This is a genomic window from Desulfitobacterium hafniense DCB-2 (genome assembly GCF_000021925.1).
In the GTDB taxonomy this organism is placed as follows: domain Bacteria; phylum Bacillota; class Desulfitobacteriia; order Desulfitobacteriales; family Desulfitobacteriaceae; genus Desulfitobacterium; species Desulfitobacterium hafniense.
On the sequence record NC_011830.1, the window covers coordinates 435,314 to 450,129 of the forward strand.

Sequence of the window (14,816 nt, forward strand, 5' to 3'; positions counted from 1 at the left end):
AATGAAAAAAGGTTTCAGCCAAAATATGATAAAGGAGGTGAAATGATGATTCGCAACATTGTGCGCGTTATCATCACGGTTTTAGCAGGTGCCATAGGTTTTTACCTTAATGTTGTTCTTATGAGACTTGATGTGCTCCAGTCTCTGGGATGGCAGATTTCTCCCATTTGGGCTTTTGTGGCGATGGTAGCAATTTTTGCTATTCTCGGCTTCCTGATTGCTCCGGCGAGCATGCGAGGTTTTTTGAAGATGATTTCCTGGTTCGATGCCCGCATGACTAAAGTGCCTACACACGATTTGATTGGTGGAGCAGTTGGTGTTATTATCGGACTTATAATTGCTAGTTTATTAAGCAGTGCCTTGAGGGGCATCCCCATTATCGGCTCTGTAATATCCATTATTTTAAGCGTTTCCCTTGGTTATTTAGGTTTGATCATTGGGGTAAAACGCAAAGAAGAGGTTTTGGGCTTCTTCACCTTTCTTCCGAAATTTAAAGGGGATAAAGGAGAGAAAGGCAAGGGCAAGGATGGCAATAGACAAAGTCTTGGCGCAGCTCTGCCCAATTATAAAATTTTGGATACCAGTGTGATTATCGATGGGCGTATTGCGGACATCGTTCAGACCGGCTTTCTTGAAGGCACACTTCTGATCCCGGGCTTTGTTCTGGAAGAGCTTCAGCATATCGCGGACTCCTCCGATCTGCTGAAGCGCAACCGCGGTCGTCGGGGCCTGGATATCTTAAACCAAATCTCCAAGGAAGAGTTGGCAAACAATGTGGAGATCATGGAGATAGATTTCGAAGATATTTCTGAAGTGGACAGCAAATTGGTCCGCTTAGGGCAGAATCTTGGCGCTCCTATCCTCACCAACGACTATAACCTTAATAAGGTAGCGGAACTGCAAGGGGTCAAGGTCCTCAATATCAATGAGCTGGCCAACGCAGTGAAGCCTATTGTCCTTCCCGGAGAAGAAATGGAAGTTCAGGTGATGAAAGAGGGCAAGGAGCCGGGACAAGGGGTAGCCTATCTGGATGACGGCACCATGATCGTTGTGGATACCGGCCGGCGTTATATGGGGCAAACCATCACCGTGTTGGTAACAAGTGTACTGCAGACTGCCGCGGGACGGATGATTTTTGCCAAACCCAAAGCTCTTGTTGAAAAAAAGTCGATTGGCCTGTCGGGGACGAATGAGGTGAATGCGCTTGGTTAAGCTGGGTGTCATCATCCCTGCTGCAGGTCAAGGAAAACGCATGGGAGCCTCTGTCAATAAACAATTCCTCCCTTTACAGGGACGCCCGCTTCTCGCCCATACTCTCTCGCTCTTTGAGCGGTCCGGGGCTGTCGCTGAGATTGTAATTGTCAGTGCAAAAGAGGATAGGGAACGAATCGCTGAATTGGTTCGTACAGAAGGTTTTCAGAAGGTCTCCGCCATTGTCTTAGGCGGAGAAGAACGTCAGGAATCAGTATTTGCGGGGGTAAAGGCTCTTAGCTCGTTAATCCAAAGGGTGGCGGTCCATGATGGGGCCCGCCCCCTTTTGACTTGTCTGGAATTAAACCGGTTTTTTACAGAGGCGGAAAAGTTTGGGGCAGCCATTATGGCTGTTCCGGTCAAGGATACGATTAAACGAGTCGATGCCCAGGGCAAGGTCCTGGAGACACCTCCCCGGGAAACCCTGAGGGCTGTCCAGACTCCCCAAGTCTTTGCCCGCTCCCTCCTGGAAGAAGCCCATCATAAGGCAAGAGAAGCGGGGTACCTCACCACGGACGATGCCGCTCTTATCGAATGGCTGGGTCACCCTGTCCAAACCCTGATGGGTTCCCTGGAAAATATCAAAATCACCACTCCCGAAGACCTGGACCTGGCCGAGGCTATCCTCGCCAAGCGAATGAATCAGGTGAATCATGGGGACAGGTCCCTTGATTCACTCTAGTTCAGGGAACGAATGAAGTAAGTGAACCGCCCTTAGATCAATAAGTTAAATCAATAAATTAGATCAGCAAGTTCAGAAGGAGATAATCCATGCTAAGAGTAGGAATTGGCTATGACGTTCATGCCCTGGTGGCGGGGCGTCCTCTCATACTGGCTGGAATAGACATCCCCCATGAAAAAGGATTGTTGGGTCATTCCGATGCCGATGTCTTAACCCATACCCTCATGGATGCCCTCTTAGGGGCCTTGGCCCTGGGGGATCTGGGGAAGCATTTTCCGGATACCGATGAGCGATATCGGGGGATTTCCAGCATGAAGCTGCTTGAACAGGTTATGAAGCTGCTGGAGGAACGAGGCTATGCCATCGGCAATATTGACTGCATCATCGCCGCCCAGCGGCCAAAGCTGGCTCCCTATATTCCCCAAATGCGGGAGAATCTCGCCCGTGCTCTCAAAACCGATCTGGAAAACGTTTCGGTAAAGGCAACCACCACGGAGCGTCTGGGTTTCGAAGGCCGTGAAGAAGGAATCAGTTCTCAGGCTATTGTGTGCCTGGTTAAGGTTTGAGTTAAACTATTTTATTCAAGGAGGATACCTATGCTTAAAGTTCGTTTTGCCCCCAGCCCGACGGGCCCCTTACATATCGGCGGTGCACGTTCCGCCCTCTTTAATTACCTGCTCGCCCGCAAAGAAGACGGGGTTTTTATCGTCCGCAGTGAGGATACCGATCTGGAGCGCTCCAGCCGGGAATCGGAACACAATATTATGGAGGCTCTGCGCTGGCTCAACATTCAATGGGATGAAGGAATCGAAGTCGGCGGCGACAACGGACCTTACCGCCAGACCGAGCGTCTGGCTCTTTATCAGGAATATACGGACAGGCTTCTCGCCAGCGGAGACGCCTATTATTGCTATTGTTCAGAAGAAGAGCTGGAGCAGGAACGCCAGGATTTGATGGCTAAAGGGGAAACTCCCCGCTACCTGGGTAAATGCCGTCATCTTTCCGCAGCAGAGCGCCAAACATACGAAGCGGCGGGCCGTAAACCTGTGGTTCGTTTTCGGGTGCCTGAAGGCCGGCAGATCCTGATCAACGACCGGGTGCGGGGAGAAGTGGTCTTTGACAGCGACGGCATCGGCGATTATGTCATCGTTAAGTCCGATGGCATTCCCACCTATAATTTTGCCGTGGTCATCGACGATACCACTATGAATATCACCCATGTCATCCGCGGGGAAGAACATCTCTCCAATACTCCCCGACAAGTGCTGATTTACCAGGCTTTAGGCCTCCCCACTCCGGAATTCGCTCATATCTCCCTGATTCTCAACACTGAAGGAAAAAAGATGAGCAAACGGGATGGGGATACAGCGGTTATCGATTATCAGGCCAAAGGATATCTGCCGGAGGCTGTGGTGAATTTCATTGCCCTGATGGGCTGGTCTCCCCCGGGGGAAGAAGAATTCTTTACCCTGGAGGAAATGACCCAAGCCTTCTCTTTGGAGCGGGTCTCCAAGAGTCCGGCGGTTTTTGACTTGAATAAACTAAACTATATGAACGCTCATTATATTAAGCAGGCGGACCCCGAGCGACTCACAGATTTGGCTGTGCCTTATCTCCGGGAGATGGGAGCTATTCCCCAGGGAACCCTTTCCGAAGAGGAACGGGCCTGGGTGACTCACTACGTTCAAGCCATCATTAATCACCTATCCTATATGGCTCAGGTTAAGGATTTTGTCCATTATGTACAGGGGGGAGAAGCTCCCACTCCGGAAGGGGAAGCCCTGGAGATCCTGCAAGGGGAGCAAGTCCCGGCTGTTCTGGACCTCTTTGTGGAAAAATTAAAGAGCCTGGAGGCAATTCGTGTCGATACGGTGAAGCCTTTATTTAAGCAGATCACCAAAGAAACGAAGCTGGGCGGCAAACAAGTCTTTATGCCCATTCGGATCGCACTGACCGGACAGATGCATGGACCGGAGCTCTATGACATTGTCCCGCTGCTGGGGCTGGAGAATGTGCTGAGCCGCTTGGCGGGGACGAAAGCTTTGCTTGCCGGCAGCCGCTAATAGGATGTGGCTTACTGCTTTTGAAAATAGACTCGTGAGTTAGTCTCCAGGATTTTGATTTACACCGGTCGCTTCATAAGCTGCGCGGCCCGACTGACTTACTCTGTTGACAGCTTCTTAAGGATTCTCTATACTAACACCATGAGTTGCATTTGCATATAATGCAATAGATCCTTTTTGTTTGTGAATATGAAAGGTACGTCATGAAGGGAAAGAGTAGAAAGAGACCTTTGTCAAAGAGAGGATGGAAAAGGTGGAAGCCATCCCGGAGGATCTTTTGAAGTGCGTCCTGGAGCGTTTGAAGGGTGAACAGATCCTTCCGTAAGGCTGCGTTAAGGCTGTGAGTGGAGCAGGAAACTGTTCAATCAGAGTGGAACCGCGGAAATCCTTCGTCTCTGGACGGAGGGTTTCTTTTTATATTGAGTTGGTTTTCGGTGTCCTGTGGTTTTAAGATGGATTTATCTGTAGAAGGTGATATGTGGTGTTTGGCCAAATTAAGCAAGACATTAAAGTGATTTTTGAAAGAGATCCGGCGGCTAAAACGATAGTTGAGGTTATCCTGTGCTATCCGGGTCTTCATGCGTTGATCGCCCATCGTCTGGCACACTGTCTGTATAAAAAGAATATGGTTTTAATCCCTCGCTTAATCTCCCAGACCTCCCGTTTTTTTACGGGGATAGAAATTCATCCCGGTGCGAAAATCGGCCAGGGGCTCTTTATTGATCACGGGATGGGAGTGGTCATCGGGGAGACGGCCGAAGTGGGGGATAATGTTACCATCTACCAAGGGGTCACTCTGGGCGGAACAGGTAAGGAAAAAGGGAAAAGACACCCTACTGTTGGGAATAATGTTTTTATCGGTTCGGGAGCTAAAATATTAGGTTCCATTAAAATTGGGGATAATGTTAAAATCGGGGCAGGATCTGTGGTCACGAAGCCTGTTCCCAGCAATACCACGGTGGTGGGTGTTCCTGGAAAGGTTGTCTCACGCCACGGGATGCCCTTAAAGGAATTGCATGTGGTTACGAAATCCGTATGTAATAAAGAGATCCGGGCAGAAGAAATGCCGGATCCTGTTCAAGAAACATTGCAAATCCTCATGGAACGGATTAATTATCTGGAGAAAAAACTAGGGGAAAAGGAGAGCTGAATGCAATGGCATTAAGACTATTCAACACCATGAGCCACCAAAAAGAGGAGTTTAAGCCACGGGAAGAAGGCAAAGTGGGCATGTATACCTGCGGCCCAACGGTGTACAACTACTTCCATGTGGGCAATGGACGGATGCTTGTTGTCTTTGATATGATCCGCCGCTATCTTTTATATAAAGGCTATGATGTGACCTTCGTTCAAAATTTTACCGATATTGATGATAAGATTATCAAGCGGGGCCAGGAAGAGGGAAGGGATCCCCTGGAGCTGGCCCAGGATTATATCGGAGAATATTTTAAGGATGCCGCAGCTCTTAACCTGATGCCGGCCTCCATACATCCCAAAGCCACCGATCATATTCCGGAGATGATCGAGATTATTAAAGGCCTGGAGGAGCAAGGCTTAGCTTATGCTGTGGACGGGGACGTTTATTTTGCCGTGGACAAGCTTCCCGCTTATGGTAAGCTTTCCGGCCGGACGCTGGAGGATATGCAAGCCGGTGCCCGGGTGGAAGTAGGGGAACGCAAACAGAACCCCATGGATTTTGCACTGTGGAAAAATGCCAAACCCGGGGAGCCCTTTTGGGAAAGCCCTTGGGGAAAAGGCCGTCCCGGCTGGCATATTGAGTGTAGTGCCATGTCCTTGAAGTATTTGGGCTCCGGCTTTGATATTCACGGAGGAGGGGGAGATTTGGTCTTCCCTCACCATGAAAATGAAATTGCCCAAGCGGAAGGATATCTCCATGGCGAGACCTTTGCCCGGTATTGGATGCATAATGCCTTTTTAACCATCAATCAACAGAAAATGTCCAAATCCCTGGGGAACTTTTTTACGGTTCGGGAGATTCTTGAACATTTCCCCGGGGAAGTGATTCGTTTTTATCTTCTGGGCACTCATTACCGCAGTCCGTTGGACTTTGATGATGAGAATCTGCAGATGGCTCAGAAAGGTTTGGAGCGTCTGCAGACCAGCATCCGCCTGGCCGATGAAGCACTGGGCCGCCAGGGACAAAACTCCGCAGATGCCGCCTCCGGGCAAAAGCTAAGGGCAGCAGCAGAAGAAGCCCGCCGGGAATTCGCAGAGGCTATGGATGACGACTTTAACTCCGCCCTGGCTTATGCCAGCCTCTTTGAGTTGGGGAAAGCCATTAACGCTCATGTGCAAGCTTATCCCTACAGCTCGGAAGGTCTGTTAAAAGCCAGAGCTACCCTTTGGGAGCTGGCTGATGTCCTGGGCTTTGATCTGGCTAAGCCTGCCAACCAAGCTGAAGCCGGCAACCAAAAACTGGATCAAGTCATGGAGCTCCTCCTGGAAGTAAGAGCCATTGCCCGGAAAAAGAAAGACTGGGAAATGTCCGACCTGATCCGGGACCGGCTGAAAGATCTGGGAATTGTTCTGGAAGATACTCCTCAAGGGGCGCGTTGGACCCTGAAATAGAAAGGAGGGAAGGGCATTCTGCCCGCTCCCATGCCAAGATCCTGGCAGGAAATGAATGCCCTTACCCTGGCCTATCTGGGAGATGTGGTCTATGAGCTTTGGGTCAGGACCCATCTTCTCAATAATGGCTATGAAAAGGTTAATGAACTTCACCGCCTGGCTACCCAATATGTCCGGGCGGGGACCCAAGCCAAGCTTCTTCACCATATTCTCCCTCATCTCGATGAACAGGAGCTCTCGGTGGTTCACCGGGGCAGAAATGCTAAAGGGGGCCACCCTAAAAGCACCGATGTCGTAACATACCGCTATGCCACCGGCTTTGAAGCGCTGGTAGGCTATTGGCAGCTAACCGGCAGGACAGAGCGTATGCTGTGGGCCTTTGAGCAGGTGGACCAATTTGTTGGGGAAGAGGATGAAGGAAAAGGCAAGGGAGAAACAGCCAAGGAAGAAGAATCCATCACTGATGCATTGAGCCCGGCGGAGCAGTCGGAGATAGACTGCTGAAGTCGGGGGAGGAATATAGGGGGAGAGAGAAGTGAATGTTGAACTGATTCAATACACACCGGATCCGGAAAAAGTCATTGCTGCCGCTGCTCGTTTGTGCTATTCGCCTGATCCGGTTCCGGAGCTCATGGAAAAGTTGGATGAGGAAAAGGTAGCCAATCTTGTCCAGAAGCTTCGCGCCATGGGTCATCTTTCGACCTTTGAACACATTAGCTTTCAATTCTCCATCGATGGGGTATCCCGTGCGTTATCCCATCAATTGGTTCGCCATCGGATCGCCAGCTATTCTCAACGATCACAGCGGTATGTAAAAGAAGAGGGGTTTGACTTCGTCACCCCCCCGACCATACGCCGTAATCCCCAAACCCAGGAACGCTTCGAGAATATTATGGCCACTCTGCAGGAGGAATACCAAGCTCTGTTGGCGATGGTTCCCGCAGAGGATGCCCGTTATATCCTTCCCAATGCCTGCACCACCTCGTTGATGGCTACCTTTAATGCCCGCTCTTTGCTGAATTTCTTCGAACATCGAACCTGCATGCGCGCCCAGTGGGAAATTCGCATCCTGGCCGAAAAAATGCTGGAGCTGGTCCGGGAAGTTGCCCCTAATGTTTTTGGTCAAGCCGGGCCTACCTGTGTCACTCAAGGGGTTTGTCACGAAGGGGCCATGAGCTGCGGACGGATCAAGGCACTGAAGAAGGAAGCGGAAAGGATGACCCTAATCTATGACCGATGAAATCGTCTATGGACGCAACGCTGTTTGGGAACTTCTCCAATCGGGCAAACCCGTCAATAAGCTCCTCCTGCAAGGGGAAGGCACGGCCGGCCGCTTCCAGGACATAGTCAGCCATGCCCGGGCTCAGAAGATTCCCTTTCAATTTGTGGATAAAGCAGCTCTGGATCGTTTAACTGAAAAAGCCAAGCATCAAGGAATCCTGGCCTACGTCGCCCCCCGGGAATATGCCGAAGTGGACGATATCCTCGCTCTGGCCGGAGAAAAAGGGGAAGATCCTTTTATCCTTGTTCTGGACGAAGTGGAAGATCCCCATAATCTGGGTGCCCTCATTCGGACCGCCGATGCTGCGGGAGTCCACGGGGTAATTATCCCCAAGCGGCGCAGTGTATCTCTGACCGCCACAGTAGCGAAGACCTCAGCCGGTGCCGTAGAGCATGTCCTGGTAGCCCGGGTAGGGAATCTGGTTCAGACCCTGAAGGACCTCCAAAAGGCAGGATGCTGGGTCTCAGGAGCTGAAGCGGAGGGAACGGAAGTCTACCGGTCCGACCTCACAGGGGCGCGGGTCATCGTCATCGGAAGCGAAGGGAAGGGATTGAGCCGGCTGGTCAAGGAGACCTGTGATGAGATCGTCAGTCTGCCTATGAAGGGACGGATCAATTCATTAAACGCCAGTGTGGCGGGTTCCATTCTTATGTACGAGGTTCTTCGTCAGCGGGGCAGCAGGAATTAGGTTATAAAGGATAACCCCATAATGGATTTGTATTGCAAAAATCTTGTAAATCAACCTAAACTATGGGATAATTGGAGCCAATCATGGAAAGGGCCGGGGCCAAAAGCCCAAACCCGGCTTGTAGAGTGCATGAGACGACATAACCTCTAAAACTTCGCCTTGACGCTTCCGTTTTTTTCAAGGTATAATGAGTATGTTCTTGAGGACAAGAGCGATAATCCATTACAACATCTTCATCACCATGATACGGGAGGGATCGCTTTGACACTTAACGCCCAACTTGAAGCGTTGGAAGAGTGCGACACGAATGAAGTCATAGTGGATGAAGAAGTGGTAGAGCTGGCCAAAAACGGTGATGCCGAAGCACAGGAATACTTAATTAATAAGTACAAGAACTTTGTCAGAGCAAAAGCAAGATCATACTTCCTGATCGGAGCAGATCGTGAAGATATTATCCAAGAGGGTATGATTGGACTCTACAAAGCGATTCGAGATTTCCGTGGTGATAAGCTCTCCTCGTTCCGAGCCTTTGCTGAGCTGTGTATTACAAGGCAGATTATTACCGCCATTAAGACGGCTACCCGGCAAAAGCATATTCCTTTGAATTCCTACGTGTCCTTAAATAAACCTATCTATGACGAAGATTCGGATAGAACCTTATTGGATGTGATTTCCGGCACCAGAATAACCGACCCGGAGGAATTGATCATCAGTCAGGAAGAGTTCGACGATATCGAAGAAAAGATGGGTGAGATCTTGAGTTCCTTGGAGTGGAAAGTCCTGATGGCTTACCTTGAAGGAAAATCCTATCAAGAGATTGCTGTAGACCTACATAGACATGTGAAATCCATTGATAATGCTCTCCAAAGAGTAAAAAGGAAGCTTGAGCGTTACTTAGAACGTCGTGATGGATAAGCTTGAAGTCAGGAGTCCGGATTTATGTGCATTTTGGAGAACAAGCTATGCTCTGCTATGAGAGGATCATGTGCCGGCTTGATGGAGTCGGTTTTTCATTTTCGAGTTCAACTCAATCACTTACTGTAGATTTCTTTTAGAAAAAGGGTGTATTTTTTTAGCTTTTGGTATATAATGAATGAGTGACTTGGGTAGGTGGCCGAGTGGTTAAAGGCGGCAGACTGTAAATCTGTTCCGAAAGGTACGGTGGTTCGAATCCATTCCTGCCCACCACTAAACATCGCGGGATGGAGCAGCGGTAGCTCGTCGGGCTCATAACCCGAAGGTCGTCGGTTCAAATCCGGCTCCCGCAACCAAAGACGAAAATCCGCATGGCTAAAGCTCTGCGGTTTTTTTATATTGAATTATATTGCATACTAAATTTTTCAAATTCTTGACATGCTAAATTACATATGATAATGTATTATGAGCATGGATTGAATGCGGATTTTTAGTTGTGCCCAGGGAGGTGTTCGTGAATGCGTGTTGGCATTACTTTAGCTTGTACCGAGTGCAAAAACCGGAATTATGCTTCCATAAAAAATAAGAAAAATAACCCGGATCGTTTGGAAGTTAAAAAGTATTGTAAGTTTTGCAAGTCCCACACAGCTCACAAAGAAACCAAGTAATTTATAGCTGGGCGTTGGGCGAATTGTCTTTATGTCTTGGCCCAAAAGTCTGTACGCCGGGCTGCGTTGTCAATGATGGTGGCTCAGAGTCTTGTAAGGATGTGATTGGATGGGCGCAGTTAAGAAGCAAACGAATGCTCCTGCAAAAGAAAAGTCCACAGAGTACTTTAAAGGAGTATGGAGTGAACTTAAAAAAGTACACTGGCCGGACCGCAAACAGCTTTTGACTTATACAGGAGTGGTTCTCGTCGCTGTGGCTATTGTAGCTGTTATGCTGTGGGTTGTAGACAGCGGATTAAGTATCTTAATGACCAAGATTCTCGGATAGGTACTCAAACAGGTTGCCCCTGAAAGTAAGGCAAGTTAGTTTGGGGCCTTGTATTGGAGGTTCCTGTTCGAAATATGACTAAGAACTGGTATGTTATTCACACTTATTCCGGCTATGAGAATAAGGTGAAGACCAATCTTGAAAAGCGCGTAGAATCCATGAACATGGAGGATAAAATCTTTCGTGTTCTTGTTCCCATGGAAGATGAGATTGAAATCAAAAATGGGAAGAAGAAGATCGCCAAGCGTAAAGTTTTCCCGGGCTATGTTCTGGTGGAAATGGATATGACGGACGATTCATGGTATGTGGTGCGCAATACTCCGGGTGTGACAGGCTTTGTCGGCACCGGGGCCAAGCCCATTCCCTTGCTGGATCATGAAGTACAAGCTATTCTAAAGCAAATGGGTGTGGAAGAAGTCCGTACACGTGTGGATTATACCGTGGGTCAAAACGTACGTGTAATATCAGGTCCTTTTAAGGATTTCATCGCTTCTGTTCGGGAAATCCTTGAAGATAAAGGGAAGCTGCGGGTATCTGTGTCCATGTTTGGACGGGAGACTCCGGTGGAACTTGATTTTGCTCAGGTCGAGAAAGTCGACTAGTGTCCTTCTCACTGGGCAGGAAATTACCCTATTAAGGAGGTGTAACTATGGCAAAGAAAGTCGTTGGTTTGGTTAAATTAGCGATCAACGCAGGTAAAGCAAATCCGGCACCTCCGGTTGGTCCAGCTCTTGGTCAGCACGGGGTCAACATTATGGCCTTCTGCAAAGAATACAACGAGCGTACAAAGGATCAAGCGGGATTAATTATTCCGGTTGAAATTACCGTTTATGAGGACCGTTCCTTTACCTTTATTACCAAAACTCCGCCAGCATCTATTTTGTTGAAGAAAGCTGCGAACATTAATTCAGGTTCTTCAGAGCCTAACCGTAAAAAGGTGGCTCAGGTGAGCAAAACTAAAGTTCGTGAGATCGCTGAAACCAAGATGAAAGACCTCAATGCAGCAAGCGTTGAAGCGGCTATGAGTATGGTTGAAGGTACTGCGCGCAGTATGGGAATCACCATCGTCGAAGGTTAATGATTTTTGTGGGAGGGCTCGTCCCGAAGAACCACTAGGAGGTTAAAGAATGGCCAAAGTAGGTAAAAACTATCAAGAAGCAGTTAAAGCTTTTGACCGTGCTGCTCTTCATGAGCCTATGGAAGCTTTAGCAGTCGTTAAGAAGATCGCTAAAGCAAAGTTTGACGAAACTGTTGAAGTAGCATTCAAGCTCGGTATCGATACCCGTCATGCGGACCAACAAATCCGTGGAGCCCTTGTGCTTCCTCACGGAACCGGTAAAACCCGCAGTGTGTTAGTCTTCGCTAAAGGCGATAAAGCTAAAGAAGCTGAGGCTGCCGGTGCAGATTTTGTTGGTGCTGAAGACATGATTGCGAAAATCGAGCAGGGTTGGTTTGGTTTCGATGTGGTTGTTGCTACACCGGATATGATGGGTATGGTCGGTAAACTGGGTCGTGTGCTCGGTCCTAAAGGACTTATGCCAAACCCCAAGACCGGTACCGTTACCTTTGATGTAGCCAAAGCTGTCAAAGAGATCAAAGCCGGTAAGATTGAATATCGTGCTGACAAAGCCGGTATCATTCATGCCCCTATCGGCAAAGTTTCCTTCAGCGAAGAACAACTCTATCAGAACTATAAGGTTCTGGTTGAGACCTTGGTTAAAGCGAAGCCGGCTGCCGCTAAGGGTCAGTATATCCGCAGCGTCACAGTGTCCTCTACTATGGGACCTGGAGTACGGATTAACCCGGTCAAAGCCAATTAATTGGATTCCAAAAAGTGTCTGGAATATTTCTTGACAGGTTTGCATAGATAAGCTATACTCTACTAGAATTGAATAGCCTTCCACTGTAGACAGCAGGTGCTCTTAGAGCTTAATATCCCTGCCGAGGTTGGAAAGATAGCCTTAAGTTATATTGGGCCTTCTTAACCTCTGCAGTCAAAGCGGGGGTTTTTCTATTAGTGTGGGTATTTCGGAAGGAGGTGGACTTAAGTGCCAAATATCGAAGAAAAAGCACAAGTGGTTGCGGAGATTAAGGAGCGGTTCCAAAACTCCACAGGGGTCGTACTGGCTGATTATCGCGGCCTGACCGTTGCTCAAGTAACTCAACTGCGTGCCCAACTGCGTCAAGCCGGTGTCGAATACCATGTATTGAAAAACACCATGGTTCGCCGGGCGGCTCATGAAGTCGGTATCGAAGGTTTGGATGGATATCTGGAAGGACCTACAGCCGTTGCTTTCAGTGCTGATCCAGTGGCTGGAGCTAAAGTATTAGCTGATTTTGCTAAGACCTCGAAGACCTTTGCTATCAAAGCAGGCGTGGTCGAAGGAAAAGTCGTTGACGAAGCGGGAGTTAAAGCCCTTGCGGAACTTCCTTCTCGCGAAGTTCTCCTTGCTCAAGTCCTGCGAGGAATGCAAGCACCCCTCGTCGGCATGGCCAATGTACTTCAAGGACCAATCCGCAAAATGGGTTATGCCTTGGAAGAAGTGCGTAAGCTTAAAGAAGCTCAGGCGTAAGCAGGATTTAAAACGCTGCGCTGAGGATGGGAACTACGATGTTCGGGTTATGATGGGGGGCCTGGCCCTCAAAGCATCGTAACTGAATTATAATGATTTCCGTAAATGGATTCCAAAACAAAAATTAATTTTAAGTGATATTAGGGAGGAAAATTTCAATGTCTAAAACTGCTGAAATTCTCGAAGCCGTAAAAGGCTTAACCGTTCTCGAGCTTGCTGAGCTCGTCAAAGCTTTCGAAGAAGAATTTGGTGTTAGTGCTGCTGCTCCTGTAGCTGTAGCTGCTGCTCCTGGCGCTGCTGCTGCTCCTGTTGCTGAAGAGCAAACCGAATTCGATGTTGTTCTTATGAATGCTGGTGCCGGAAAAATCAACGTCATCAAAGTTGTTCGCGAAATCACCGGTCTTGGCCTGAAAGAAGCTAAAGAACTGGTTGACGGCGCTCCAAAGCCTGTTAAAGAAAAAGTCAGCAAAGATGATGCCGAAGCTATCAAAGCTAAGCTCGTTGAAGCTGGTGCAACTGTCGAAGTTAAGTAAGTTTAGCCTATAATAGTGCTTAAAGAAGGCGCCCTTCTCCACCCATAAAGGTGAGAGGAGGGCGCCTTCTTTGGTTTAATCCATTCTCTTGAGAAGACTGTGATACAGAGTTTGTATGGATTTTCCAGGCTCAAGTCCCAATTCGGCCTGGAAAAGCTTTCGTACAGTATGATAGTGGGTAATAAAAGCGGTCCGGTCCTTTTGGGTAAAATAGCAGGTTAAGAGCATTTCATGTACAGTTTCATCTAAAGGGCAGCGTTCTAAAATACTGCGCAGAATCTTCTCTGCTCTGACCCAATCACCTTGAGTCATATAGAAGTTTACGACGGAAGACGCCAGCTTATAAAATTTCTGCCCATACTCGGCTTTTAGAGCCAAAGACCACAGATAGCCGTTTTCCTCCAAGTAATCTCCGGTATAGAGAGAAAGGGCATGTTCGCATCTCGCAATGGTGCTTTGATTTACAGGGACGGAGGAAGCGATATGGGCATCAAACTCGACCTTATCAATGGCTGCTTGGGGAAGGCTCAGCCAATAGCAGCCGTTGCTGAAACTTAAATCGAAAGGGATATTGGCCGCAGTCAACACTTTTTTTAGTTTATATACGGTAGTATGGAGCTGAATATCCACCTTTTCGCTATGGTATTCCGGCCAGAGAGCTTCGCAGATTCGCCACTTGGGAACTTCCTTTTCCAGATTCTGCACCAGATAGGCAAAAAGTTCTTCGGCCTTGGATGTCCGCCATTTAACTGGCTTTTTGCTGGCGGGGCCGTACACTGAAAATTTTCCGAAATAATGAATATTGGCTCCCAAAGGAGATTCCGGGGCAGAATCCTTGGCTAACCCTTTTCTTTTGATAAGGCGTCTGACGGCTCTCTCCACATCTTCCGGGAGGAGGGGCTTTAATAAATAGTCTAAAGCATTGACCCGGAAGGCATGCAGAGCATAGTGATCATAGGCGGTCACAAAGATGATTTCCACATCGCTGTCCATAGCCAGGATATGATTGGCCAGCTCCAGGCCACTTGTGTCAGGTATTTCAATATCCAGGAAAGCAACATCCGGTTTGGTTAGCCTTAGGCTGGATAAAGCGTCTGCCGCCCTGAGAAAAGTGCCGACAACCCTGATTTGACCGGTTTTTTCCAGAAGCATCTGCAGAATCTGGGTCGCCGGTTCTTCATTATCTACAATAATGGCTCTTAGCATCGATGCAGCTCCTTTCTATAAGACTTTAGTTATGAGTG

Annotated in this window: 18 protein-coding genes, 2 tRNA genes and 2 other annotated features; of the genes, 19 read left to right on the top strand and 1 reads right to left on the bottom strand. The window is 48.5% G+C overall.

Annotation, left to right across the window (positions count from 1 at the left end; translation table 11 throughout):
- Positions 1-45 precede the first annotated feature (45 nt).
- The 19 genes from DHAF_RS02045 to rplL all read left to right on the top strand — a co-directional run bounded on the left by DHAF_RS02045 (position 46) and on the right by rplL (position 13,572).
- Positions 46-1,212 carry a PIN/TRAM domain-containing protein gene (locus tag DHAF_RS02045; RefSeq protein ID WP_015942743.1) on the top strand — a complete coding sequence of 389 codons (1,167 nt, stop codon included), beginning with the start codon at positions 46-48 and terminating at the stop codon, positions 1,210-1,212.
- The gene (ispD, locus tag DHAF_RS02050; RefSeq protein WP_015942744.1) at positions 1,205-1,933 is read left to right on the top strand and encodes a 2-C-methyl-D-erythritol 4-phosphate cytidylyltransferase; all 729 of its coding nucleotides are present in this window, start codon (positions 1,205-1,207) and stop codon (positions 1,931-1,933) included. The genes DHAF_RS02045 and ispD overlap by 8 nt, the downstream gene beginning before the upstream one ends.
- Before the next feature lie 89 nt (positions 1,934-2,022).
- On the top strand, positions 2,023-2,499 hold the full coding sequence (ispF, locus tag DHAF_RS02055) for a 2-C-methyl-D-erythritol 2,4-cyclodiphosphate synthase (RefSeq protein WP_011459082.1): 477 nt from the start codon (positions 2,023-2,025) through the stop codon (positions 2,497-2,499).
- 30 nt (positions 2,500-2,529) lie between these two features.
- The gene (gene gltX, locus DHAF_RS02060) at positions 2,530-3,996 is read left to right on the top strand and encodes a glutamate--tRNA ligase (protein ID WP_005810213.1); all 1,467 of its coding nucleotides are present in this window, start codon (positions 2,530-2,532) and stop codon (positions 3,994-3,996) included.
- Between the two features lie 194 nt (positions 3,997-4,190).
- Positions 4,191-4,396, top strand: a binding site (T-box leader).
- A 78-nt stretch (positions 4,397-4,474) separates the two neighbouring features.
- Positions 4,475-5,146 carry a serine O-acetyltransferase gene (gene cysE, locus DHAF_RS02065; RefSeq protein ID WP_011459083.1) on the top strand — a complete coding sequence of 224 codons (672 nt, stop codon included), beginning with the start codon at positions 4,475-4,477 and terminating at the stop codon, positions 5,144-5,146.
- Between the two features lie 5 nt (positions 5,147-5,151).
- On the top strand, positions 5,152-6,585 hold the full coding sequence (gene cysS, locus DHAF_RS02070; protein WP_011459084.1) for a cysteine--tRNA ligase: 1,434 nt from the start codon (positions 5,152-5,154) through the stop codon (positions 6,583-6,585).
- A gap of 30 nt (positions 6,586-6,615) precedes the next feature.
- Positions 6,616-7,089, top strand: a complete 474-nt coding sequence (locus DHAF_RS02075; protein WP_011459085.1) for a Mini-ribonuclease 3 — start codon at positions 6,616-6,618, stop codon at positions 7,087-7,089.
- Between the two features lie 31 nt (positions 7,090-7,120).
- The gene (gene thyX / locus DHAF_RS02080; RefSeq protein ID WP_011459086.1) at positions 7,121-7,825 is read left to right on the top strand and encodes an FAD-dependent thymidylate synthase; all 705 of its coding nucleotides are present in this window, start codon (positions 7,121-7,123) and stop codon (positions 7,823-7,825) included.
- On the top strand, positions 7,815-8,555 hold the full coding sequence (gene rlmB / locus DHAF_RS02085) for a 23S rRNA (guanosine(2251)-2'-O)-methyltransferase RlmB (RefSeq protein ID WP_011459087.1): 741 nt from the start codon (positions 7,815-7,817) through the stop codon (positions 8,553-8,555). The genes thyX and rlmB overlap by 11 nt, the downstream gene beginning before the upstream one ends.
- 261 nt (positions 8,556-8,816) lie before the next feature.
- Positions 8,817-9,470, top strand: a complete 654-nt coding sequence (gene sigH, locus DHAF_RS02090; RefSeq protein ID WP_015942746.1) for an RNA polymerase sporulation sigma factor SigH — start codon at positions 8,817-8,819, stop codon at positions 9,468-9,470.
- Positions 9,471-9,659: 189 nt separating this feature from the next.
- Positions 9,660-9,743 (top strand) — tRNA-Tyr (locus DHAF_RS02095).
- A gap of 8 nt (positions 9,744-9,751) precedes the next feature.
- Positions 9,752-9,826: transfer RNA gene (locus tag DHAF_RS02100), tRNA-Met, on the top strand.
- A gap of 162 nt (positions 9,827-9,988) precedes the next feature.
- Positions 9,989-10,138 carry a 50S ribosomal protein L33 gene (gene rpmG / locus DHAF_RS02105; protein WP_005810204.1) on the top strand — a complete coding sequence of 50 codons (150 nt, stop codon included), beginning with the start codon at positions 9,989-9,991 and terminating at the stop codon, positions 10,136-10,138.
- A gap of 109 nt (positions 10,139-10,247) precedes the next feature.
- On the top strand, positions 10,248-10,466 hold the full coding sequence (secE, locus tag DHAF_RS02110) for a preprotein translocase subunit SecE (protein WP_015942747.1): 219 nt from the start codon (positions 10,248-10,250) through the stop codon (positions 10,464-10,466).
- 74 nt (positions 10,467-10,540) lie between these two features.
- The gene (gene nusG, locus DHAF_RS02115) at positions 10,541-11,068 is read left to right on the top strand and encodes a transcription termination/antitermination protein NusG (RefSeq protein WP_005810198.1); all 528 of its coding nucleotides are present in this window, start codon (positions 10,541-10,543) and stop codon (positions 11,066-11,068) included.
- A 47-nt stretch (positions 11,069-11,115) separates the two neighbouring features.
- Positions 11,116-11,544: a 50S ribosomal protein L11 gene (rplK, locus tag DHAF_RS02120; RefSeq protein WP_005810197.1), complete on the top strand. Its 429-nt coding sequence runs from the start codon at positions 11,116-11,118 to the stop codon at positions 11,542-11,544.
- Positions 11,545-11,593: 49 nt separating this feature from the next.
- On the top strand, positions 11,594-12,286 hold the full coding sequence (rplA, locus tag DHAF_RS02125) for a 50S ribosomal protein L1 (protein WP_005810196.1): 693 nt from the start codon (positions 11,594-11,596) through the stop codon (positions 12,284-12,286).
- A 65-nt stretch (positions 12,287-12,351) separates the two neighbouring features.
- Positions 12,352-12,487 (top strand) — a sequence feature (ribosomal protein L10 leader region).
- A gap of 27 nt (positions 12,488-12,514) precedes the next feature.
- Positions 12,515-13,039 (top strand): 50S ribosomal protein L10, encoded by a 525-nt coding sequence (gene rplJ / locus DHAF_RS02130; RefSeq protein ID WP_005810195.1) that lies wholly within the window; start codon positions 12,515-12,517, stop codon positions 13,037-13,039.
- 158 nt (positions 13,040-13,197) lie between these two features.
- Positions 13,198-13,572, top strand: coding sequence for a 50S ribosomal protein L7/L12 (rplL, locus tag DHAF_RS02135; RefSeq protein WP_011459089.1), 375 nt, complete (start codon positions 13,198-13,200; stop codon positions 13,570-13,572).
- Positions 13,573-13,647: 75 nt separating this feature from the next.
- Here rplL and DHAF_RS02140 read toward each other — a convergent pair whose 3' ends face one another.
- Positions 13,648-14,778 carry a response regulator gene (locus DHAF_RS02140; RefSeq protein ID WP_015942748.1) on the bottom strand — a complete coding sequence of 377 codons (1,131 nt, stop codon included), beginning with the start codon at positions 14,776-14,778 and terminating at the stop codon, positions 13,648-13,650.
- Between the last annotated feature and the right edge of the window lie 38 nt (positions 14,779-14,816).

Bases quoted from the DNA above. Each gene is read 5' to 3' on its own strand.
- DHAF_RS02045 (WP_015942743.1), top strand. From the start codon at position 46: ATGATTCGCAACATTGTGCGCGTTATCATCACGGTTTTAGCAGGTGCC.
- ispF (WP_011459082.1), top strand. From the start codon at position 2,023: ATGCTAAGAGTAGGAATTGGCTATGACGTTCATGCCCTGGTGGCGGGG.
- gltX (WP_005810213.1), top strand. From the start codon at position 2,530: ATGCTTAAAGTTCGTTTTGCCCCCAGCCCGACGGGCCCCTTACATATC.
- cysS (WP_011459084.1), top strand. From the start codon at position 5,152: ATGGCATTAAGACTATTCAACACCATGAGCCACCAAAAAGAGGAGTTT.
- DHAF_RS02075 (WP_011459085.1), top strand. From the start codon at position 6,616: ATGCCAAGATCCTGGCAGGAAATGAATGCCCTTACCCTGGCCTATCTG.
- rlmB (WP_011459087.1), top strand. From the start codon at position 7,815: ATGACCGATGAAATCGTCTATGGACGCAACGCTGTTTGGGAACTTCTC.
- rpmG (WP_005810204.1), top strand. From the start codon at position 9,989: ATGCGTGTTGGCATTACTTTAGCTTGTACCGAGTGCAAAAACCGGAAT.
- secE (WP_015942747.1), top strand. From the start codon at position 10,248: ATGGGCGCAGTTAAGAAGCAAACGAATGCTCCTGCAAAAGAAAAGTCC.
- nusG (WP_005810198.1), top strand. From the start codon at position 10,541: ATGACTAAGAACTGGTATGTTATTCACACTTATTCCGGCTATGAGAAT.
- rplK (WP_005810197.1), top strand. From the start codon at position 11,116: ATGGCAAAGAAAGTCGTTGGTTTGGTTAAATTAGCGATCAACGCAGGT.
- rplA (WP_005810196.1), top strand. From the start codon at position 11,594: ATGGCCAAAGTAGGTAAAAACTATCAAGAAGCAGTTAAAGCTTTTGAC.
- rplL (WP_011459089.1), top strand. From the start codon at position 13,198: ATGTCTAAAACTGCTGAAATTCTCGAAGCCGTAAAAGGCTTAACCGTT.
- DHAF_RS02140 (WP_015942748.1), bottom strand. From the start codon at position 14,778: ATGCTAAGAGCCATTATTGTAGATAATGAAGAACCGGCGACCCAGATT.